The sequence below is a fragment of the Variovorax davisae genome (assembly GCF_030316845.1).
Classification (GTDB): Bacteria; Pseudomonadota; Gammaproteobacteria; order Burkholderiales; family Burkholderiaceae_C; genus Variovorax; species Variovorax davisae.
Map to the genome: position 1 here is coordinate 425,905 of NZ_JASZYS010000005.1, position 17,803 is coordinate 443,707.

Consider the following 17,803-nt stretch of genomic DNA (forward strand, 5'->3'; position numbering starts at 1 on the left):
CATGAGCAAGCAAGTACAAGACGCCTACATCGTCTCCGCCACCCGCACGCCGATCGGCAAGTCGCACCGCGGCTACTTCCGCAACTACCGCCCCGACGACCTGCTCGCGACCACGCTGAAGGCGGCGCTGGCGGCCGTGCCCGGGCTCGATCCGAAGGCCATCGAGGACATCATCTGCGGCTGCGCGATCCCCGAATCGCAGCAGGGCCTGAACGTGGCGCGCATCGGCGCCGTGCTCGCCGGCCTGCCCACCAGCATCGGCGGCATCACGGTCAACCGCTTCTGCGCCTCGGGCCTCTCGGCGGTGCAGATGGCGGCCGACCGCATCCGTGTCGGCGAGGCCGAAGTGATGATCGCCGCCGGCGTCGAGAGCATGAGCATGGTGCCGATGATGGGCAACTCGCCCTCGCTGTCGCCCTCGATCTTCGAGCGCGAAGGCGACGTTGGCATCGCCTACGGCATGGGCCTGACGGCCGAAAAAGTGGCGCAGCAGTGGAAGGTCAGCCGCGAGGCGCAGGACGCCTTCGCGCTCGAATCGCACCGCCGCGCGCTGGCGGCGCAGCAGGCCGGCGAGTTCGCCGACGAGATCACGCCGATCGAAGTCACCGACCGCACGCCCGACCTCGCCACCGGCGAATCGAAGGCCAGGAGCCGCATCGTCAGCCTCGACGAGGGCGCGCGTCCCGACACCACGCTCGAAGGCCTGGCCAAGCTGCGCACCGTGTTCGCGGCCCGGGGCTCGGTCACGGCCGGCAACAGCTCGCAGACCTCCGACGGCGCCGGCGCGCTGATCATCGCCAGCGAAAAGGCCTGCAAGCAGTACGACCTGAAGCCGCTGGCGCGCTTCGTGAGCTTCGCCAGCAAGGGCGTGCCGCCGCACATCATGGGCATCGGCCCGATCGAGGCGATTCCGGCGGCCCTGCGCTATGCCGGCCTGACGCAGGACGCGATCGACTGGATCGAGCTCAACGAGGCCTTCGCGGCGCAGTCGCTGGCGGTGATCAACACGCTGGGGCTCGATCCGGCCAAGGTCAATCCGATGGGCGGCGCGATCGCGCTGGGCCATCCGCTGGGCGCCACGGGCGCGATCCGCTCGGCCACCGTGATTCATGCGCTGCAGCGCAAGAAGCTCAAGTACGGCATGGTCACGATGTGCGTGGGCATGGGGCAGGGCGCGGCGGGGATCTTCGAGCGCGTCTGAGGGCGCGGGTTTTCATGGAGCGCGGACGTCCCGCACACGACTGCAAGACCGGCCACCACGGAGGCACACTGCGCCCATGAAGACACACCCCCTCGACAAGGCCCTCGACCTGGCGCACAGCGACATCCAGGCGGGGTGCTTCACCGGTGCCACGAGCCCGGACTACTGGAACATGGTCGGCCCCTTCGGCGGCACGACCGCCGCCGTGATGCTGCAGGCCGTGCTGCGGCACCCGGACCTGCGTGGCGAGCCGGTCGCCGTCACGGTGAACTACGCGGCTGCGGTCGGCGAGGGCGCCTTCGAGGTGCTCGCCGTGCCGGTGCGCACCAACCGATCGACCCAGCACTGGACGATCCAGATGTCGCAGGCGGGCGCCGACGGCAGGCCGCACGTGACCACCACCGGCACCGCGGTCACCGCCGTCCGGCGCGAGACCTGGGGCACCAGCGACCTGCCGATGCCCGAGGCACCGCCGCCGGCGGGGGTCGAGCGCGCGAGCATCGGGCCGGCCCGGGCCGCCTGGCTCGGCCGCTACGAGATGCGGCCGATCATCGGCTCGATCCCGACCGAATGGGACGGCAGCGGCGAGGCCAGCGAGACACGCATGTGGATCCGCGACGCCGAACCCCGCCCGCTCGACTTCGCGGCCCTGATGGCCCTCAGCGACACCTTCTACCCGCGCGTCTGGCTGCGGCGCGCCAAGCCGGTGCCGATCGGCACCGTGTCGATCACGACCTATTTCCACACCGACGGCGCGCTGCTGGCCGGGGTCGGCACCGGCTACCTGCTGGGCCGCGCCACCGGGCAGCAGTTCCGCAACGGCTACTTCGACCAGGCGGCGCAGCTCTGGAGCGAGGCCGGCGCCTTGCTGGCCACCAGCAACCAGATCGTCTATTTCAAGGAATGAGTGCGCTGCCGCGACAATGAAGAGAACGACAAGGAGACGCGCATGACAACGAGATCCGTCGATTTCTATTTCGACTTCGGCAGCCCCGCGGCCTACCTCGCCTACACGCAGCTGCCGCACCTGTGCGCCGACACCGGCGCCGCGCTGGTCTGGAAGCCGATGCTGCTGGGCGGCGTGTTCCAGGCCACCGGCAACCGCTCGCCGGCCGAGGTGCCGGCCAAGCGGCCCTACATGAATGCCGACCTGAAGCGCTTCGCCGCCCGCTATGGCGTGCCCTTCAGGCACAACCCGAACTTCCCGATCAACACGCTGCTGCTGATGCGCGGCGCCACCGGCCTGCAGATGCGCGAGCCCGAGCGCTTCCGCGCCTATGTCGATGCCGTCTACCACGCGATGTGGGTCGAGCCGCAGAACCTCAACGACCCCGCCACGGTCGCCGCCATGCTGCAGGCGGCCGGGTTCGACGCCGGCCAGCTGCTGGCGTTGGCCAACGCGCAGGAGGTCAAGGACCGGCTCAAGGCCAACACCGAGGAGGCCGTGCAGCGCGGCATCTTCGGCGCGCCGACCATGTTCGTCGGCGACCAGATGTTCTGGGGCCAGGACCGGCTCGATTTCGTTCGAGAAGCCCTGGCCTGACCGTGGGCCCCGCCCGGCGGCGGCCCGATCCCTCGTTTTTTTCCAAGGACCCTCCCATGAGCGACATCCTCGTCCACACCGAAGCCGGTGTGATGACACTGACCTTCAACCGCCTCGACAAGAAGAACTCGATCACCAGCGCGATGTACGGCGAACTGGCCGACGCGCTGGCCCGGGCCGAACAGGACGGCGCCGTGCGCGCGGTGCTGATCCAGGGCGACGCCACGATCTTCAGCGCCGGCAACGACATCGGCGACTTCCTCAACCAGCCGCCGTCGACCCAGGAGTCGCCGGTGTTCCGCTTCCTGCGCGGCATCGCCACCTTTCCGAAGCCGATCGTGGCGGCGGTCTGCGGCCCGGCGGTGGGCATCGGCACCACGATGCTGTTCCACTGCGACCTGGTCTACGCTGGCGACAACGCGGCCTTCTCGATGCCCTTCGTGAACCTGGGCCTGTGCCCCGAGGCGGCGTCCAGCCTGCTGGTGCCGCAGATGTTCGGCTACCACCGCGCGGCCGAGGCGCTGCTGCTGGGCGAGCCCTTCATGGCCGAGGCGGCGCTCGAAGTCGGCCTGGTCAACCGCGTGGTGCCGCCGACCGAAGCCAATGCCATCGCCCAGGCGCAGGCCCGCAAGCTGGCGGCCAAGCCGCTGAGCGCCCTGATCGAGACCAAGCGCCTGATGAAGAAGTCGCAGCAGCCCGCGCTGCTGGAGCGCATGGGCGAGGAGGGCCAGAGCTTCGGCCGCATGCTGCGCGAACCGGCGGCGCGCGAGGCCTTCACGGCCTTCATGGAAAAGCGCAAGCCCGACTTCTCGAAGGTCTAAGCGACCCCCGAGGCCGCGGTCAGGCCTTTTCGATCGGCCTGGGGCGGCCGTCGTCGTCTATCGCCACGTAGGTGAAGGTGGCTTCGGTCACCTTGATGTATTCGCCCTGGGCCCGCAGGCGCTCGGCGAACACCTCGACCAGCACCGTGATCGAGGTGCGGCCGATGCGCACCAGCTTCGAGTAGAACGACAGGACGTCGCCCAGCCGCACCGGCTGCTTGAAGATGAATTCGTTGACCGCCACGGTCGCCATCCGGCCCTTGGCGTGGCGCGCCGGGATCACCGAGCCGGCCAGGTCGCACTGGGCCATGACCCAGCCGCCGAAGATGTCGCCATTGGCGTTGCAGTCGGCCGGCATCGGGATCACCTTGAGCACCAGCTCCATGTCGGCCGGCAGGCTCTTGAGGGTGGCGGTGAGGTTGGCGCTGGAATCTGCGGACATGGGCACAATCTGGGGTCGGGTCGTCAGACCCTTCTGAAAACAACAGCCCACGATTGTCTCCCATGCGCCGCAGCGGCGAAGCACTTTCCTCTCCCCACTCCTCCTCGGCGGACACGCCCGCCCGCAGCGACCGATCCGACTGGGCCACGCTGCGGCGGCTGTTTCCGTACCTCTGGCGTTACAAATGGCGCGTCATGGCGGCCTTGGCCTTCATGGTCGGGGCCAAGGTGGCGAACGTCGGCGTGCCGATCCTGCTCAAGAACCTGGTCGACGCGATGTCGATCAAGCCCGGCAGCGCCGCGGCGCTGCTGGTGGTGCCGGTGGGGCTGCTGGTCGCCTACGGGCTGCTGCGGCTGTCGACCGCGGTCTTCAACGAGCTGCGCGAACTGGTCTTCGCCAAGGCCACCGAGGGCGCGGCGCGCAGCATCTCGCTGGAGGTGTTCCAGCACCTGCATGCGCTGAGCCTGCGCTTCCACCTGGAACGCCAGACCGGCGGCATGACGCGCGACATCGAGCGCGGCACGCGGGGCGTGCATTCGCTGATCTCGATGTCGCTCTACAGCATCGTGCCGACGATCATCGAGCTGACGCTGGTGCTGACCATCCTGGGCGTGAAGTTCGATTCGGGCTTCGTCTGGATCACGCTGGCGGCGCTGGTGGTCTACATCGGCTTCACCGTCACCGTGACCGAGTGGCGGACCCAGTTCCGCAAGACCATGAACGAGCTCGACTCGGTGGCGCAGAGCCGCGCGGTCGATTCGCTGCTCAACTACGAGACGGTCAAGTACTTCAACAACGAGGGCTTCGAGGCCGGCCGCTATGACGCCAGCCTGGAGCGCTACCGCAAGGCCGCGGTCAAGAGCCAGACCACGCTCAGCATGCTGAACGCGGGCCAGCAATGCCTGATCGCGGTCAGCCTGGTCGCCATGCTCTACCGGGCCACGCAGGGCGTGGTCGACGGCCACATGACGCTGGGCGACCTGGTGATGGTCAATGCCTTCATGATCCAGCTCTACATCCCGCTCAATTTCCTGGGCGTGATCTACCGCGAGATCAAGCAGAGCCTGACCGACCTCGACAAGATGTTCGTCCTGCTCGAGAAGGAGCGCGAGGTGCGCGACGCGCCGCAGGCCCGGCCGCTGGCGGGCCATGATTCGACGGTGCGCTTCGAGGACGTCAATTTCGCCTACGAGGCGGCGCGGCCGATCCTGAAGCACGTGAGCTTCGAGATCCCGGCCGGCAAGACCGTGGCCGTGGTCGGGCCGTCGGGCTCGGGCAAGTCGACGCTGGCGCGCCTGCTCTACCGCTTCTACGACGTCCAGCAGGGCCGCATCACGATCGGCGGCGAGGACATCCGGCAGGTCACGCAGGCCAGCGTCCGGCAGGCGATCGGCATCGTGCCGCAGGACACGGTGCTGTTCAACGACACGGTCGAATACAACATCGCCTATGGCCGTCCGGGCGCCAGCCGGGAAGAAGTCGAGGAGGCCGCGCGGGCGGCGCGCATCCACGACTTCATCGCCCACACGCCCAAGGGCTACGAGACCATGGTCGGCGAGCGCGGGCTCAAGCTTTCGGGCGGCGAGAAGCAGCGGGTGGCGATCGCGCGCACCTTGCTCAAGAACCCGCCGATCGTGATCTTCGACGAGGCCACCTCGGCGCTGGATTCGGCCAACGAGCGGGCGATCCAGTCCGAGCTCAAGAGCGCGGCGCGCAACAAGACCACGCTGGTGATCGCGCACCGCCTCTCGACGGTGGTCGACGCGCACGAGATCCTGGTGCTCGAGGGCGGCGTGATCGTCGAGCGCGGCACGCATGCGCAGTTGCTGGAAAGCCAGGGCAAGTACGCCCAGATGTGGCGCCTGCAGAGGCTCGAGGCCGAGCCCGTTCTGTGAACCCCCTTTTTCCTTGATCCAGGAGCAAGCCGAGAATGTCCGAGAAGATCCCCCTGTTGGTCCTCAACAGCCTGTCGCAAGCCCACCAGGCGCAGATCGCCGCGGTCTACGACGTGACCTATCTGCCGGTGCCGACGCCGGCCCAGCGCGATGAACTGATCGCCGCCCAGGGCGGGCGCTTCCGCGCGGTGCTGACGATCGGCTCGATCGGTCTCACGGCCGCGGAGATCGCCGCGATGCCGAAGCTGGAGCTGGTGTGCTGCATGGGCGCGGGCTACGAGGGCGTGGCGCTGGAGGCGGCGCGGGCGCGCGGCATCGCGCTCGCGAACGGCGCGGGCACCAACGACGACTGCGTGGCCGACCATGCCTTCGGCCTGCTGATCGGCGCCATGCGCCACATCCGCACGCTCGACCGGCTGTGCCGCGAAGGCGTGCGGCGCGAGACGATCCCGCATCCGCCCAACGTCTCCGGCAAGCGCCTGGGCATCGTGGGGCTGGGCACCATCGGCCAGAAGATCGCCCGGCGCGCGGCGGGCTTCGACATGGCGATCGGCTATCACAACCGCAAGCCGCGCGAGGGCGCGGCGCACCGCTATTTCGACAGCGTGCTGGCGCTGGCCGAATGGGCCGACATCCTGGTGGTCGCGACGCCGGGCGGCGCCGGCACGCGGCACCTGGTGAACGCCGCCGTCCTCGACGCGCTGGGGCCGCAGGGCTTCCTGGTCAACATCTCGCGCGGCAGCGTGGTCGACACCGAGGCGCTCGCCGCGGCCCTGCGCGAAGGCCGGCTCGCAGGCGCCGGGCTCGATGTCTACGAGAGCGAGCCGCTGCCGCCCGCACCGCTGGTCGGGCTCGACAACGTGCTGCTGACGCCGCACATGGCGGGCTGGTCGCCGGAGGCGACGCAGGCGTCGCTCGATCGATTCCTGGCGAATGCCGAGGGGCACTTTTCGGGGCGTGGGGTGGTGTCGGCCATCTGAGCGTCTTGTCTATGCTGGCGAGGGCGACCCCAGCACCGGCGGTTGAACCGCCCCCCAGCCGCAGGCCAGGTCATACGCATGCCCCAGCCGCAGCACCGCCATGTCCGCATGCGCCGGTCCCGCGAGCTGCAGCCCCATCGGCAGCCCCTCGCCGTTGAATCCCGCCCGCACATTGAGCGTCGGCAGGCCGGCCAGCGTGAAAGGCGTGACGATCTCCATCCAGCGGTGGTAGGTGTCGCTCTCCACGCCGCCGACCGACCTGGGCCAGGTCAGGGTCGCGTCGAAGGGAAAGACCTGCGCCGTCGGCGCCACCACGAAGTCGAACCGTTCGAAGGCCCTCAGGAATGCCCGGTAGACGTTGGAACGGTAGACCGACGCCTGGTACAGCGCCGCGGCGTCGAGCAACTGGCTCTGCTCGATCTCCCAGCGCGCCTCGGGCTTGAGCTGGCCGCGCAGGGCCGGATCGGCGGTGGCGGCGCCGAGTTTGCCGCCGACCAGCAGCTGGCGCAGGCGCAGCCAGGCGGTCCAGTTCTGTTCGCGCGGCACCGCGAGCTGGCACGGCTCGACCTCGCAGCCGAGGTCGCGGAAGGTCTGCAGCGCGCTCTCGCACAACTCGCGCACGCCCGGCGCCAGCGGCAGTTCGGGCCAGAGGCTGCCGAGCCAGCCGATGCGCAGTCCCTTGGGCTCGCCGTCCAGCCGCAGCGCATCGGGCGAGGGCAGGGCGCCTTCCAGCGACAGTGGCAGGCGCGGATCGAAGCCCGCCTGTACCGCGAGCAGGCGCGCGGCATCCTCGACCGTGCGCGCCATCGGCCCCTCGGTGCCGAGCTGCTGCAGGAACAGATCGTCTTCGGGCGCGCCCGGCACCCGGCCGCGCGAGGGCCTGAAACCGATCACGTTGTTGAAGGCGGCGGGGTTGCGCAGCGAGCCGCCCATGTCGCTGCCGTCGGCCACCGGCAGCATGCCGAGGGCCAGCGCCACCGCCGCGCCGCCGCTGCTGCCGCCGGCGCTCAGCCGCGGGTCGTAGGCATTGAGCGTGGTGCCGAAGACCGTGTTGTAGGTGTGCGAGCCGAGCCCGAACTCGGGCGTGTTGGTCTTGCCGATGACGATCGCGCCGGCGCTGCGCATGCGGGCCACGTGAAGGCTGTCGCTGCGCGCGGGCGTGCGCGGCGCGATCGGCGATCCCATCGAGGTCGGCAGGCCGGCGGCGTGGCTCAGGTCCTTGACCGCCAGCGGGAAGCCGTGCATCCAGCCCTGGCGCTCACCGCGCGCGAGCTGGGCGTCGCGCTCGCCGGCCTCGTCGAGCAGCTGCTGCGGTTCGCGCAGCGAGACGATCGCGTTGAAGCGCGGGTTGAGCGCCTCGATGCGCGCCAGCGTGGCGCCCATCAGCTCGCGGCAGGACAGTTCGCGCCGGGCGATCAGCTGCGACAGGCGGGTGGCATCGAGGGCGAGAAGGTCGGCGGCGTTCATGGCGGTCGCGGGATCGGTGAGGGTGCACCAGTATGTCGCAGCCTCGCATAATCGCCGGATGGAAACCAAGTGGCTCGAAGACTTCGTCAGCCTGGCCGAGACCCGCAGCTTCAGCCGCTCGGCCCAGCTGCGCCACGTGACGCAGCCGGCCTTCTCGCGCCGCATCCAGGCCCTGGAGGGCTGGGCCGGCACCGACCTGGTCGACCGCAGCTCCTATCCCACCCGCCTGACGCCGGCCGGCCAGACGCTCTACGGCCAGGCGATCGAGATGCTGCAGGCGCTGCAGAGCACGCGGGCCATGCTGCGCGGGCATTCGGCGGTGGCGCAGGACGTGATCGAGTTCGCGATCCCGCACACGCTCGCCTTCACCTTCTTCCCGGCCTGGATCACCAGCCTGCGCGAGCAGTTCGGGCCGATGAAGAGCCGGCTCATCGCGCTGAACGTGCACGACGCGGTGCTGCGCCTGGTCGAAGGCAGCTGCGACGTCCTGATCGCCTACCACCATGCCTCGCAACCGCTGCCGCTCGACGCCAACCGCTACGAGATGGTGAGCCTGGGCGAGGAGGTGGTCGCGCCCTGGGTCAAGCCCGATGCCGAAGGCGCGCCGCGCTACCGCCTGCCCGGCAGGGCCGGCCAGCCGCTGCCCTATCTGGGCTACGCGCCGGGCGCCTACCTCGGACGCGTGGTCGACCAGCTGCTCAAGCAGTCCGGCACCGCGATCCATCTCGACCGGGTCTACGAGACCGACATGGCCGAAGGCCTCAAGGTGATGGCGCTCGAAGGCCATGGCATCGCCTTCCTGCCGCAGAGCGCGGTGCGCAAGGAGGTCCGCGCCCGCACCCTGGTCAGCGCCCTGCCGCCCGAGATCGACCGGCTCGACGCCACGATGGAGATCCGGGCCTACCGGGAGCGCCCCGGCACCCCGGCCTCGAAGAGCGCCGGGCGCGTCGGCAAGGGCGCCGCGGATGCGCTGTGGGCGTATCTGGTTCAGGCCCAGGGTTCAGGCTGACGCCGTCGATTTGTGCACTGCACAAACTATGACGCGCCGACATGCCGACCACCGCATTCGGCATTGGGCGACCGCCGCAAGTGTGACTAAAGTCCGCCTCACGTTTTTTTCGGGCACAAAGGCTGCTTTGAAGAAGGTGTTCGCGAATCGAGGCGCCCTTGCAAGGTGCATCCCGCACCGGGTTGGTCCGGGTATGGCGCAGAATGCGGGCGTCTAGAATTTCGAGTCTTTCTCTCAGTCTCAGGAGTCAAGTATGAAGAAGCAGGTATTGGCGCTGGCCGTGATGGCCCTCGCCGCAGGAGGAGCCTTCGCACAGGCCGGCGACACGCTGGCCAAGATCAAGTCCAGCGGTGCCGTGACGATGGGCGTGCGCGACTCGTCCGGCGCGCTGGCCTACACCATCGGCGACGGCAAGTACGTCGGCTTCCACACCGAGATGTCGGAACGCATCCTGGCCGACATCCAGAAGCAGCTCGGCCTGCCCAAGCTCGACATCAAGCGCCAGCTGGTGACCTCGCAGAACCGCGTGCCGCTGGTGCAGAACGGCACCGTCGACCTCGAATGCGGCTCGACCACCAACAACGCCACGCGCCAGAAGGACGTCGCCTTCGCCATCACCACCTACGTCGAGGAAGTCCGCATCGCGGTCAAGGCCAATTCGGGCATCAACTCGATCAAGGACCTCAACGGCAAGAACGTGGTCACGACCACCGGCACGACCTCGGTCCAGACCCTGCGCAAGAACGAGCGCGCCCAGGGCATCGACTTCAAGGAAGTCATGGGCAAGGACCACGCCGACAGCTTCCTGCTGCTCGAATCGGGCCGTGCCGATGCCTTCGTGATGGACGGCCAGATCCTGGCCGGCAACATCGCCAAGTCGAAGGCCCCGGCCGACTTCAAGATCGTCGGCGACGCGCTGTCGGTCGAGCCGATCGCCTGCATGCTGCGCAAGGACGACCCGGCCTTCCTGAAGTCGGTCGACGACAGCATCAAGCGCCAGATCGCGGACGGCTCGCTGGCCAAGCTCTACGACAAGTGGTTCATGCAGCCGATCCCGCCGACCAACACCAAGGTCGGCCTGCCGCTGTCGGAAGCCACCAAGGCTGCTTGGGCCAACCCCAACAACAAGCCGATGGAAGACTACGTCAAGAAGTAAGCGCGCGGGCTGATGCGTGAACCAACGCCCGCCTTTTCCGGCGGGCGTTTGTTTTGTGAGAGGCCTCCAACAATCATCGAGGAGTTCAAATGGGAAAATGGGATTGGCAGGTCTTCCTGGAAGATCCGGGCGGCAAGATACCGACCTATTGGCAGTGGCTGGTGTCGGCCTGGGGCTGGACGGTGTCGGTGTCCTTGTGCTCGCTGGTCGTGGCGCTGCTGCTGGGCTCGCTGATCGGCGTGATCCGCACGCTGCCCGACAGCCCCTGGCTGGTGCGCTTCGGCAATGCCTGGGTCGAGCTGTTCCGCAACGTGCCGCTGCTGGTCCAGATCTTCCTGTGGTACCACGTGGTGCCGAAGATTTTCCCGGTCATGGCCGGGCTGCCGCCCTTCATCCTCGTGGTGTTCGCGCTCGGCTTCTTCACCTCGGCCCGGATCGCCGAGCAGCTGCGCTCCGGCATCCAGGCCCTGCCCAAGGGCCAGCGCTACGCGGGCATGGCGGTGGGCTTCACCACGCCGCAGTACTACCGCTACGTGATCCTGCCGATGGCCTACCGCATCATCATCCCGCCGCTCACCAGCGAGTCGATGAACATCTTCAAGAATTCGTCGGTCGCGTTCGCGGTGTCGATTCCGGAAATGATCCAGTTCGCGATGCAGGCCGGCGAGGAGACCTCGCGCGTGACCGAGATGTACATGGCCGTGACCGTGCTCTACGTGATCTCGGCGATGGTCATCAACCGCATCATGGCCTGGGTCGAGAAGAGGGTCCGCGTGCCGGGCTTCGTCGTGGCCGGAACCGGCGGCGGAGGACACTGACATGAATCTCGACCTCACGTTCTTCAACTGGGCCGTCGTCAGCAGCTTCCTGCTCAAGGGCCTCTACTTCAGCCTGTTCCTCACGGTGGTGGCGACGCTGGGCGGCATCTTCTTCGGCACCATCCTGGCGCTGATGCGGCTGTCGGGCAAGAAGTGGCTCGACGTGCCGGCGGCGATCTACGTCAACGGCATGCGCAGCATCCCGCTGGTGATGGTGATCCTGTGGTTCTTCCTGCTGGTGCCCAACATCATCGGCCGGCCGATCGGGCCCGAGTACTCGGCCGTCATCACCTTCATCGCCTTCGAGGCGGCTTACTTCAGCGAGATCATGCGCGCGGGCATCCAGTCGATCCCGCGCGGACAGGTGTTCGCGGGGCAGGCGGTGGGCATGACCTACGGCCAGAACATGAAGCTGGTGATCCTGCCGCAGGCCTTCCGCAACATGCTGCCGGTGTTGCTGACCCAGACCATCATCCTGTTCCAGGACACCTCGCTGGTCTACGCCATCGGCGCCTACGACCTGTTCAAGGGCTTCGACACCGCGGGCAAGAACTTCGGCCGGCCCGAAGAGGCCTACCTGCTGGCCGCTGTCGTCTATTTTGTCCTGTGCTACTCGCTTTCATGGCTCGTGAAGCGGCTGCACAAGAAGATCGCCATCATCCGCTGAGCTGAAGGAGCAAACCGAATGTCCGACAAAATGATTGAAATCAAGAACGTTTCCAAGTGGTATGGCCCGGTGCAGGTGCTCAACGACTGCTCCGTCAGCATCTCCAAGGGCGACGTGGTGGTGGTCTGTGGCCCCTCGGGCTCGGGCAAGTCCACGCTCATCAAGACCGTGAACGCGCTCGAGCCCTTCCAGAAGGGCGAGATCACGGTCAACGGCATTCCGCTGCACGACCCCAAGACCAACCTGCCGAAGCTGCGCTCCAAGGTCGGCATGGTGTTCCAGCACTTCGAGCTGTTCCCGCACCTGTCGGTGACCGAGAACCTCACGATCGCGCAGATCAAGGTGCTGGGCCGCAGCGCCGACGAAGCCAAGACGCGCGGCCTCAAGATGCTCGACCGCGTGGGCCTGATGGCGCACAAGGACAAGTTCCCGGGCCAGCTGTCGGGCGGCCAGCAGCAGCGCGTGGCGATCGCCCGCGCGCTCAGCATGGACCCGATCGTGATGCTGTTCGACGAGCCCACCTCCGCGCTCGACCCCGAGATGGTCGGCGAGGTGCTCGACGTGATGGTGTCGCTGGCCAAGGAAGGCATGACCATGATGGTGGTCACGCACGAGATGGGCTTCGCGCGCAAGGTGGCGAGCCGCGTGATTTTCATCGACGTCGGCGGCCGCATCCTGGAGGACTGCTCGAAGGAGGAGTTCTTCACGCACCCCGAGAATCGGCAGCCGCGGACCAAGGACTTCCTGAACAAGATCCTGCAGCACTAGGCTCGGGCGGGTCGCTGTCGAGCAGCCCGATCCGAAGCCAGGGCCAGCGCGCGCGGTAGGACCCGGCCTTGCGCTCGAACAGCTCGCGGTGCGGCGTCAGCGGGTTCATCGTCAGCCGCCCGTCGTAGAGCAGCTGCAGCCCGTTCGGGGCGTAGAGCTCGGCGGGCCGGATGCCGACGCAGGTGGCCGGCACCAGAAAGCGATCGATGCCGTCCTTCGCGCTGTGCAGCGCAGCGCAGGGCTGACCGAAATGTGCTTCGTACCAGAGGTGGACGCGTGCCTGGTTCGACGCTTCGACGGTGACGCCGAGGTCTGCCAGCACCTCGTCGACGAGCGCCTGCACGCCCTGTTCACCCGCCGCCGTGGTGTCCGAGGCATCGAAGTAGAACAGGTCATAGTCCTTGATGTCCGCCTCCGGCGCGCGGCCCGCCTGCAGGTTCCACACCGTCTGGAACAGGCAGCCGGCGACCAGCCATCCATCCGGAAGGGCCAGCGCGGGCCAGCGTTCGAGAATCGCGCGGTTGTGGCGGTTGCGGAGGACGTCGGCGAGGAAGCGGGCTTGCATGGTGTGGATCATTGTCATGGTGCCATCGGGCGAGCGGCTTTGAGGAACGCCTGGTGTGGTCAGCGCTGCGCCTTTCCCGCTTGGCGCTGATCGATCTGCCACTGGGCTCGCTGCCTCGCTTGTTGCAGCCGATTCATCAGCATGGAACGCGGCGGCAGTGTCGTCAGATATTCGGCGACGTGGATGCCGGACTTGTGCAGTTCCAGCAACTCCATCTGCTCGGACTTCTTGCCGGTGCAGAGGATGATGCCCAGAGGTGAGGCTTCCTCCGGCTCCCGTTCGTGCTTGTCGAGCCAGCGCAGATACAGTTCCATCTGCCCCTTGTAGGCCGCCTTGAACTCGCCGACCTTCAGTTCGACGGCCACCAACCGCCGCAGCTTGCGGTTGTAGAACAGGAGGTCCAGATGGAAATCGTCGTCATCGATCTGGATGCGCTTCTGGCGGGCGACGAAGCTGAAGCCAACACCCAGTTCCAGCAGGAAGGACTCCATTTCGCGGATGATCGCGGCCTCCAGGTCGCCTTCCTGCCAAGTGTCGCGCAAGCCCAGGAAGTCGAGAATGTACGGGTCGCGCATGAGCAGGCTTGGCGACAGGTGCTGCGCATCGCGCATCCTTGCCAGTTCCTGGGCGATCAGCGCATCCGGCTTGCTGGACAGCGCCGTGCGCTCGTACAGCATCGAGTCGATGCGCTCGCGCAGCGTGCGCACGCTCCAGCGCTCGGCGCTGGCCATCTGCGCGTAGTAGTCGCGCTGATGCGGGTCCTTCTGGGCCAGCAGCAGGACGAAATGCGACCAGCTCAATTGTCGCGACAGCGTCGCGACAATCGATCCATCCTGGAAGGTGATGGCGAACTTGATCATCCGGCGCAGGTTTTTTTCCCCGAACCCGCGCCCATGGTCGCGGACCAGCTGCGTGGCCAGGATGGGCAGGATCCCCTCGCCGTACCCAGCCCGCTGGCCGGCCAGGACCTCTGAATGGATGCGGTGGCCAATGCGCCAGAACAACAGGGTCAGTTCTGCATTGGCCGCCGAGGCGGCGCGTTGCCGTGCTGCCTCGATCAGATCCTGAATGTCTCCCAGCAGCGCCGAAGGTACTTCGGGCGATGCGATGGATGATGGCGACACTTCCCCTCCCTTGTCATTGTTCGCAAAAGCATAGGCGAGCCAGCCAAGGGACGGTGTCGAGATGGGGAGCGCTCTTTCTTTCCAATGGGCGCGAAAGGGATGAAAAAAGCCCCGCATCGCGGGGCTGGGTCCATCGCCGCAAGGCGAGCCTACTTCGGCCGCGCCGCCACCGCCTTCTCGGCCTTGGCCACCAGGTCGGCGCCGACGGTGTTCTTCCACTTGTCGTACACCGGCCGGGTGGCCTTGACGAAGGCTTCGCGCTCGTCGGGCGTCAGCTGGGTCACGGTCACGCCCATGCCGGCGATGTCCTTGAGCACCGGCTTGCCGGGCTCGACCAGGACCTTGCGGGCAATGGCGATCTCCTGCTTGCCGGCATCGAGCGCGGCCTGGCGCACGATGGCCTGGTCGGCCGGCGTCCACGAAGCCCAGATGTCCTTGTTGACCACGAACACCAGCGGATCGCAGACATAGCCCCAGGTGGTCACGAACTTCTGGCCCACGGTGTGCATCTTCAGCACCGTGAACAGGAACAGCGGGTTCTCCTGGCCGTCGACCGCGCCGCTGGCGAGCGCGGGCTGGGCGTCGGCCCAGCTCATCTGGGTCGGGTTGGCGCCCAGGGCGCTGAACATGTCGGAGTAGATCGGCGAGCCGACGACGCGGACCTTCATGCCCTTCAGGTCTTCGGGCGTCTTGATCGGCTTCTTCGAGTTGGTCACTTCGCGGAAGCCGTTCTCGCCCCAGGCCAGCGGCACCACGCCGGCCTTGTCGAGCGTGGCGAAGATGTCCTTGCCGACCGGGCCCTGCGTGAGAGCGTCCACCGCCGCGTAGTCGGGCATCAGGAAAGGCATCGAGAACAGGTTGAGCTGCTTGACCTGCGGCGACCAGTTGATGGTCGAGCCGACCGCCATGTCGATCACGCCCTGGCGCAGCGCGCTGAATTCGCGCGTCTGGTCACCCTGGATCAGCGACACCCCCGGGTACAGCTTGATGTTGATGCGGCCCTGGGTGCGCTCCTTGACCAGGTCGGCCCAGATCCGGCCGGCCTCGCCCCAGGGCGTGGGCGGACCCAGCACCAGCGACATCTTGTATTCGGCCTTGTAGCTCTGGGCGGTCGCGGCCACCGAGAAGCCGCCCAGCGTGGCAGCGACGGCCAGCAGGCCGAGCAGGGAACGACGGAATTTCATGGACAGTCTCCTTTGGGAATGAATCGGAAAGTCAGTAGCCGAGCTTGCGGGGCAGCCATAGCGCGAGCTCGGGCCAGATGATCACGGCCACCATCACGAGGAACATCGCGAACAGCATCCAGCCGACCCAGCGCACGGTCTCTTCCATGCGCACGTTGGCGATGCGGCAGGAGACCATGAGGTTGACGGCCAGCGGCGGCGTGAACTGGCCCAGCGCGACCTTGAGCGTGAGGATGACGCCGAACCACACCGGGTCCCACTTGTAGTACTGCACGATCGGCCACAGCAGCGGCACGAAGATCAGGAAGATCGAGACGCCGTCGAGGAACATGCCGACCGTGATCAGCAGCAGGATCAGCAGCGACAGCACGCCGTACTCGCCGAGCCCCGAATTGACGATGGCCCGGGTCACCGGATCGATCACGCCGAGGGTCGACAGCGAGTAGGCGAAGATGCCCGCCAGCGACACCACCAGCAGGATCACGGCCGACAGCTCGCCCGATTCGCGCAGGATCACGAACAGGTCGCGGACCTTGATCGTGCGGTGGATCGCCATGCCGACGAAGAGCCCGTAGAACACCGCCACCACGGCCGCCTCGGTCGGCGTGAAGAGGCCGGCGCGCATGCCGCCCAAGATCAGCACCGGCGCCGCCAGGCCCCAGGTGGCCTCGCGGAAGCTCTTCCAGAAGGGCGGGCGCGGCAGGCTGGATTCGAGCGCGCCCATCTTGTTCTTGCGGGCCAGCCAGACGGCCGGGACGATCAGCGCCACGCCGGCCAGGATGCCGGGGATCATGCCGGCGGCGAACAGCGCCGGCACGGAAGCACCGGGGACCAGCACCGAGTAGACGATGAAGGCGACCGAGGGCGGGATCAGGATGTCGGTGGCGGCGGCGGCGCCGACCACGCTGGCCGAGTAGGCAGCCGGATAGCCGGCACGCGACATGGCGGTGATCATCACCGCGCCGACCGCGGCGGCATTGGCCGGGCCCGAGCCCGAGATGCCGCCGAGGAACATCGCCACCACGATCGCCACCAGCGGCAGCATGCCGGGGCCACGGCCGACGATCGCGATCGCGAAGTTGACCAGGCGCAGCGCCACGCCCGAGCGGTCGAAGATCGAGCCCACCAGCACGAACATCGGGATCGCGAGCAGGGGGTACTTGCCGAGGCCGGCGTAGAAGTTCTGCGGCACGGCCAGCAGGCCGAACCACTGGGCGTCGGCGTTGGCGAGCGCGATGCAGGCGGCGCCGGCGAGGCCGAGCGCGGCGCCGATCGGGACGCCGACCAGCATCATCGCCACGAAGGCGACGAAGAGCAGCGTGGGGATCATCGCTGCGAATCCCCGTAGGTGGTCTTGCGGCCGCGGCGGATGAACAGGCCCAGGGCCCGCAGCGCGATCGCGAAGGAAACGATCGGCAGCCAGACCGAATACCACCACTGCGGCACGCCGATGCCGGGCGAGGTCTCTTCGAATCGATAGTCGTCCCACACCACGCGCACGCTGAGCGCGCCGATCAGCAGGAACAGCAGGGCGACCGTGATCGCGCCGAACTGCGCCAGGCGCTTGCGGCGCGCCATGCTGCCGCTCTCGGCGAAGTATTCGATGCGGATGTGGCGGTCGCGCGCCACCGCCGCGGAGCCCGCCACCAGCGCCAGCAGGATCATCAGGAAGACCGAGAACTCCTCGGTCCAGGCGAAGGACGAGTCGGTGAAGTAGCGCACCAGCACGTTGGCGAAGGTGATGCAGGCCAGCAGGCCCATGATGAGCACGGTGGCCCAGTCCTCGATCGCGAGCGGAACGCGGGTCGGTTCGTCGGCGGCTTCGATTTCAGGGGGGAGGGGGCTGGCGGCATCCAGCACGGGGCCGGATTCGGTGGGAGAGGTCATCGGGGGGAGCAGGAAGGTGAGGCCACGTCGTGTCACCGGGCGGACGCCGGGACGCGGTCCGTACACCTCGACAGGGAAGCAGCCAGGGATCGTAACGATCCATGACCATTTCCATATCGGGGGTTTCCTTAGCTGCCGCCCCGGTTCAGAGGGTCTTGACCAGTTCCGGCACGGCCGTGAACAGGTCGGCGACCAGGCCGTAGTCGGCCACCGAGAAGATCGGCGCCTCCTCGTCCTTGTTGATCGCCACGATCACCTTGGAGTCCTTCATGCCCG

18 protein-coding genes and 1 pseudogene are annotated in these 17,803 nt (G+C 67.6%); 11 read left to right on the forward strand and 8 right to left on the reverse strand.

Annotated features, from left to right (window positions below; translation table 11 throughout):
- Position 1: 1 nt before the first annotated feature.
- The 4 genes from QTI33_RS14850 to QTI33_RS14865 all read left to right on the forward strand — a co-directional run bounded on the left by QTI33_RS14850 (position 2) and on the right by QTI33_RS14865 (position 3,565).
- Complete coding sequence (locus tag QTI33_RS14850; RefSeq protein WP_286506824.1) at positions 2-1,201, forward strand: acetyl-CoA C-acyltransferase; 1,200 nt, start codon at positions 2-4, stop codon at positions 1,199-1,201.
- Between the two features lie 76 nt (positions 1,202-1,277).
- The gene (locus QTI33_RS14855; RefSeq protein ID WP_286506825.1) at positions 1,278-2,108 is read left to right on the forward strand and encodes an acyl-CoA thioesterase; all 831 of its coding nucleotides are present in this window, start codon (positions 1,278-1,280) and stop codon (positions 2,106-2,108) included.
- A 42-nt stretch (positions 2,109-2,150) separates the two neighbouring features.
- Positions 2,151-2,744 (forward strand): 2-hydroxychromene-2-carboxylate isomerase, encoded by a 594-nt coding sequence (locus QTI33_RS14860; protein WP_286506826.1) that lies wholly within the window; start codon positions 2,151-2,153, stop codon positions 2,742-2,744.
- Between the two features lie 56 nt (positions 2,745-2,800).
- The gene (locus tag QTI33_RS14865) at positions 2,801-3,565 is read left to right on the forward strand and encodes an enoyl-CoA hydratase (protein ID WP_286506827.1); all 765 of its coding nucleotides are present in this window, start codon (positions 2,801-2,803) and stop codon (positions 3,563-3,565) included.
- A gap of 19 nt (positions 3,566-3,584) precedes the next feature.
- Here the strand turns inward: QTI33_RS14865 and QTI33_RS14870 are convergent, their stop codons facing one another.
- A complete protein-coding gene (locus QTI33_RS14870) occupies positions 3,585-4,007 on the reverse strand; it encodes an acyl-CoA thioesterase (protein ID WP_286506828.1) in 423 nt (140 codons plus the stop codon).
- 62 nt (positions 4,008-4,069) lie between these two features.
- On the opposite strand from QTI33_RS14870, the gene QTI33_RS14875 reads away from it, so the two are divergent.
- Positions 4,070-5,902 (forward strand): ABCB family ABC transporter ATP-binding protein/permease, encoded by a 1,833-nt coding sequence (locus QTI33_RS14875; protein ID WP_286506829.1) that lies wholly within the window; start codon positions 4,070-4,072, stop codon positions 5,900-5,902.
- Between the two features lie 35 nt (positions 5,903-5,937).
- Positions 5,938-6,882: a 2-hydroxyacid dehydrogenase gene (locus tag QTI33_RS14880; RefSeq protein WP_286506830.1), complete on the forward strand. Its 945-nt coding sequence runs from the start codon at positions 5,938-5,940 to the stop codon at positions 6,880-6,882.
- Between the two features lie 9 nt (positions 6,883-6,891).
- On the opposite strand, the gene QTI33_RS14885 is transcribed toward QTI33_RS14880, so the two are convergent.
- Entirely contained in the window at positions 6,892-8,349 is a 1,458-nt protein-coding gene (locus QTI33_RS14885) for an amidase (protein ID WP_286506831.1), read from the reverse strand.
- A 58-nt stretch (positions 8,350-8,407) separates the two neighbouring features.
- Between QTI33_RS14885 and QTI33_RS14890 the strand changes: the two genes are divergently transcribed.
- The 5 genes from QTI33_RS14890 to QTI33_RS14910 all read left to right on the forward strand — a co-directional run bounded on the left by QTI33_RS14890 (position 8,408) and on the right by QTI33_RS14910 (position 12,767).
- The gene (locus tag QTI33_RS14890; RefSeq protein ID WP_286506832.1) at positions 8,408-9,358 is read left to right on the forward strand and encodes a LysR substrate-binding domain-containing protein; all 951 of its coding nucleotides are present in this window, start codon (positions 8,408-8,410) and stop codon (positions 9,356-9,358) included.
- Positions 9,359-9,611: 253 nt separating this feature from the next.
- On the forward strand, positions 9,612-10,514 hold the full coding sequence (locus QTI33_RS14895) for a transporter substrate-binding domain-containing protein (protein WP_286506833.1): 903 nt from the start codon (positions 9,612-9,614) through the stop codon (positions 10,512-10,514).
- An 89-nt stretch (positions 10,515-10,603) separates the two neighbouring features.
- Positions 10,604-11,332, forward strand: a complete 729-nt coding sequence (locus QTI33_RS14900; RefSeq protein WP_286506834.1) for an amino acid ABC transporter permease — start codon at positions 10,604-10,606, stop codon at positions 11,330-11,332.
- Between the two features lies 1 nt (position 11,333).
- Positions 11,334-11,999 carry an amino acid ABC transporter permease gene (locus tag QTI33_RS14905; RefSeq protein ID WP_286506835.1) on the forward strand — a complete coding sequence of 222 codons (666 nt, stop codon included), beginning with the start codon at positions 11,334-11,336 and terminating at the stop codon, positions 11,997-11,999.
- Positions 12,000-12,029: 30 nt separating this feature from the next.
- On the forward strand, positions 12,030-12,767 hold the full coding sequence (locus QTI33_RS14910) for an amino acid ABC transporter ATP-binding protein (protein ID WP_286506855.1): 738 nt from the start codon (positions 12,030-12,032) through the stop codon (positions 12,765-12,767).
- On the opposite strand, the gene QTI33_RS14915 is transcribed toward QTI33_RS14910, so the two are convergent.
- The 6 genes and pseudogenes from QTI33_RS14915 to QTI33_RS14940 all read right to left on the reverse strand — a co-directional run.
- Entirely contained in the window at positions 12,703-13,332 is a 630-nt protein-coding gene (locus QTI33_RS14915; protein WP_286506836.1) for a nucleotidyltransferase family protein, read from the reverse strand. The two genes, QTI33_RS14910 and QTI33_RS14915, sit on opposite strands and share 65 nt — an antisense overlap.
- A 59-nt stretch (positions 13,333-13,391) precedes the next feature.
- Positions 13,392-14,456 carry a PDDEXK nuclease domain-containing protein gene (locus QTI33_RS14920; protein WP_286506837.1) on the reverse strand — a complete coding sequence of 355 codons (1,065 nt, stop codon included), beginning with the start codon at positions 14,454-14,456 and terminating at the stop codon, positions 13,392-13,394.
- Between the two features lie 149 nt (positions 14,457-14,605).
- Entirely contained in the window at positions 14,606-15,640 is a 1,035-nt protein-coding gene (locus QTI33_RS14925; protein WP_286506838.1) for a DctP family TRAP transporter solute-binding subunit, read from the reverse strand.
- A 31-nt stretch (positions 15,641-15,671) separates the two neighbouring features.
- A complete protein-coding gene (locus QTI33_RS14930) occupies positions 15,672-16,970 on the reverse strand; it encodes a TRAP transporter large permease (RefSeq protein WP_286506839.1) in 1,299 nt (432 codons plus the stop codon).
- The gene (locus QTI33_RS14935) at positions 16,967-17,527 is read right to left on the reverse strand and encodes a TRAP transporter small permease (RefSeq protein ID WP_286506840.1); all 561 of its coding nucleotides are present in this window, start codon (positions 17,525-17,527) and stop codon (positions 16,967-16,969) included. The genes QTI33_RS14930 and QTI33_RS14935 overlap by 4 nt, the downstream gene beginning before the upstream one ends.
- Positions 17,528-17,672: 145 nt before the next feature.
- Positions 17,673-17,803 (reverse strand): annotated as a pseudogene (locus tag QTI33_RS14940) (electron transfer flavoprotein subunit alpha/FixB family protein); the annotation flags it as partial.

Excerpts from the sequence above, each read along its gene's own strand:
- QTI33_RS14875 (WP_286506829.1), top strand. The coding sequence starts at position 4,070 with ATGCGCCGCAGCGGCGAAGCACTTTCCTCTCCCCACTCCTCCTCGGCG.
- QTI33_RS14880 (WP_286506830.1), top strand. The coding sequence starts at position 5,938 with ATGTCCGAGAAGATCCCCCTGTTGGTCCTCAACAGCCTGTCGCAAGCC.
- QTI33_RS14905 (WP_286506835.1), top strand. The coding sequence starts at position 11,334 with ATGAATCTCGACCTCACGTTCTTCAACTGGGCCGTCGTCAGCAGCTTC.
- QTI33_RS14925 (WP_286506838.1), bottom strand. The coding sequence starts at position 15,640 with ATGAAATTCCGTCGTTCCCTGCTCGGCCTGCTGGCCGTCGCTGCCACG.
- QTI33_RS14890 (WP_286506832.1), top strand. The coding sequence starts at position 8,408 with ATGGAAACCAAGTGGCTCGAAGACTTCGTCAGCCTGGCCGAGACCCGC.
- QTI33_RS14895 (WP_286506833.1), top strand. The coding sequence starts at position 9,612 with ATGAAGAAGCAGGTATTGGCGCTGGCCGTGATGGCCCTCGCCGCAGGA.
- QTI33_RS14930 (WP_286506839.1), bottom strand. The coding sequence starts at position 16,970 with ATGATCCCCACGCTGCTCTTCGTCGCCTTCGTGGCGATGATGCTGGTC.
- QTI33_RS14865 (WP_286506827.1), top strand. The coding sequence starts at position 2,801 with ATGAGCGACATCCTCGTCCACACCGAAGCCGGTGTGATGACACTGACC.
- QTI33_RS14870 (WP_286506828.1), bottom strand. The coding sequence starts at position 4,007 with ATGTCCGCAGATTCCAGCGCCAACCTCACCGCCACCCTCAAGAGCCTG.
- QTI33_RS14885 (WP_286506831.1), bottom strand. The coding sequence starts at position 8,349 with ATGAACGCCGCCGACCTTCTCGCCCTCGATGCCACCCGCCTGTCGCAG.
- QTI33_RS14860 (WP_286506826.1), top strand. The coding sequence starts at position 2,151 with ATGACAACGAGATCCGTCGATTTCTATTTCGACTTCGGCAGCCCCGCG.
- QTI33_RS14850 (WP_286506824.1), top strand. The coding sequence starts at position 2 with ATGAGCAAGCAAGTACAAGACGCCTACATCGTCTCCGCCACCCGCACG.
- QTI33_RS14915 (WP_286506836.1), bottom strand. The coding sequence starts at position 13,332 with ATGCAAGCCCGCTTCCTCGCCGACGTCCTCCGCAACCGCCACAACCGC.
- QTI33_RS14855 (WP_286506825.1), top strand. The coding sequence starts at position 1,278 with ATGAAGACACACCCCCTCGACAAGGCCCTCGACCTGGCGCACAGCGAC.
- QTI33_RS14900 (WP_286506834.1), top strand. The coding sequence starts at position 10,604 with ATGGGAAAATGGGATTGGCAGGTCTTCCTGGAAGATCCGGGCGGCAAG.
- QTI33_RS14935 (WP_286506840.1), bottom strand. The coding sequence starts at position 17,527 with ATGACCTCTCCCACCGAATCCGGCCCCGTGCTGGATGCCGCCAGCCCC.
- QTI33_RS14910 (WP_286506855.1), top strand. The coding sequence starts at position 12,030 with ATGATTGAAATCAAGAACGTTTCCAAGTGGTATGGCCCGGTGCAGGTG.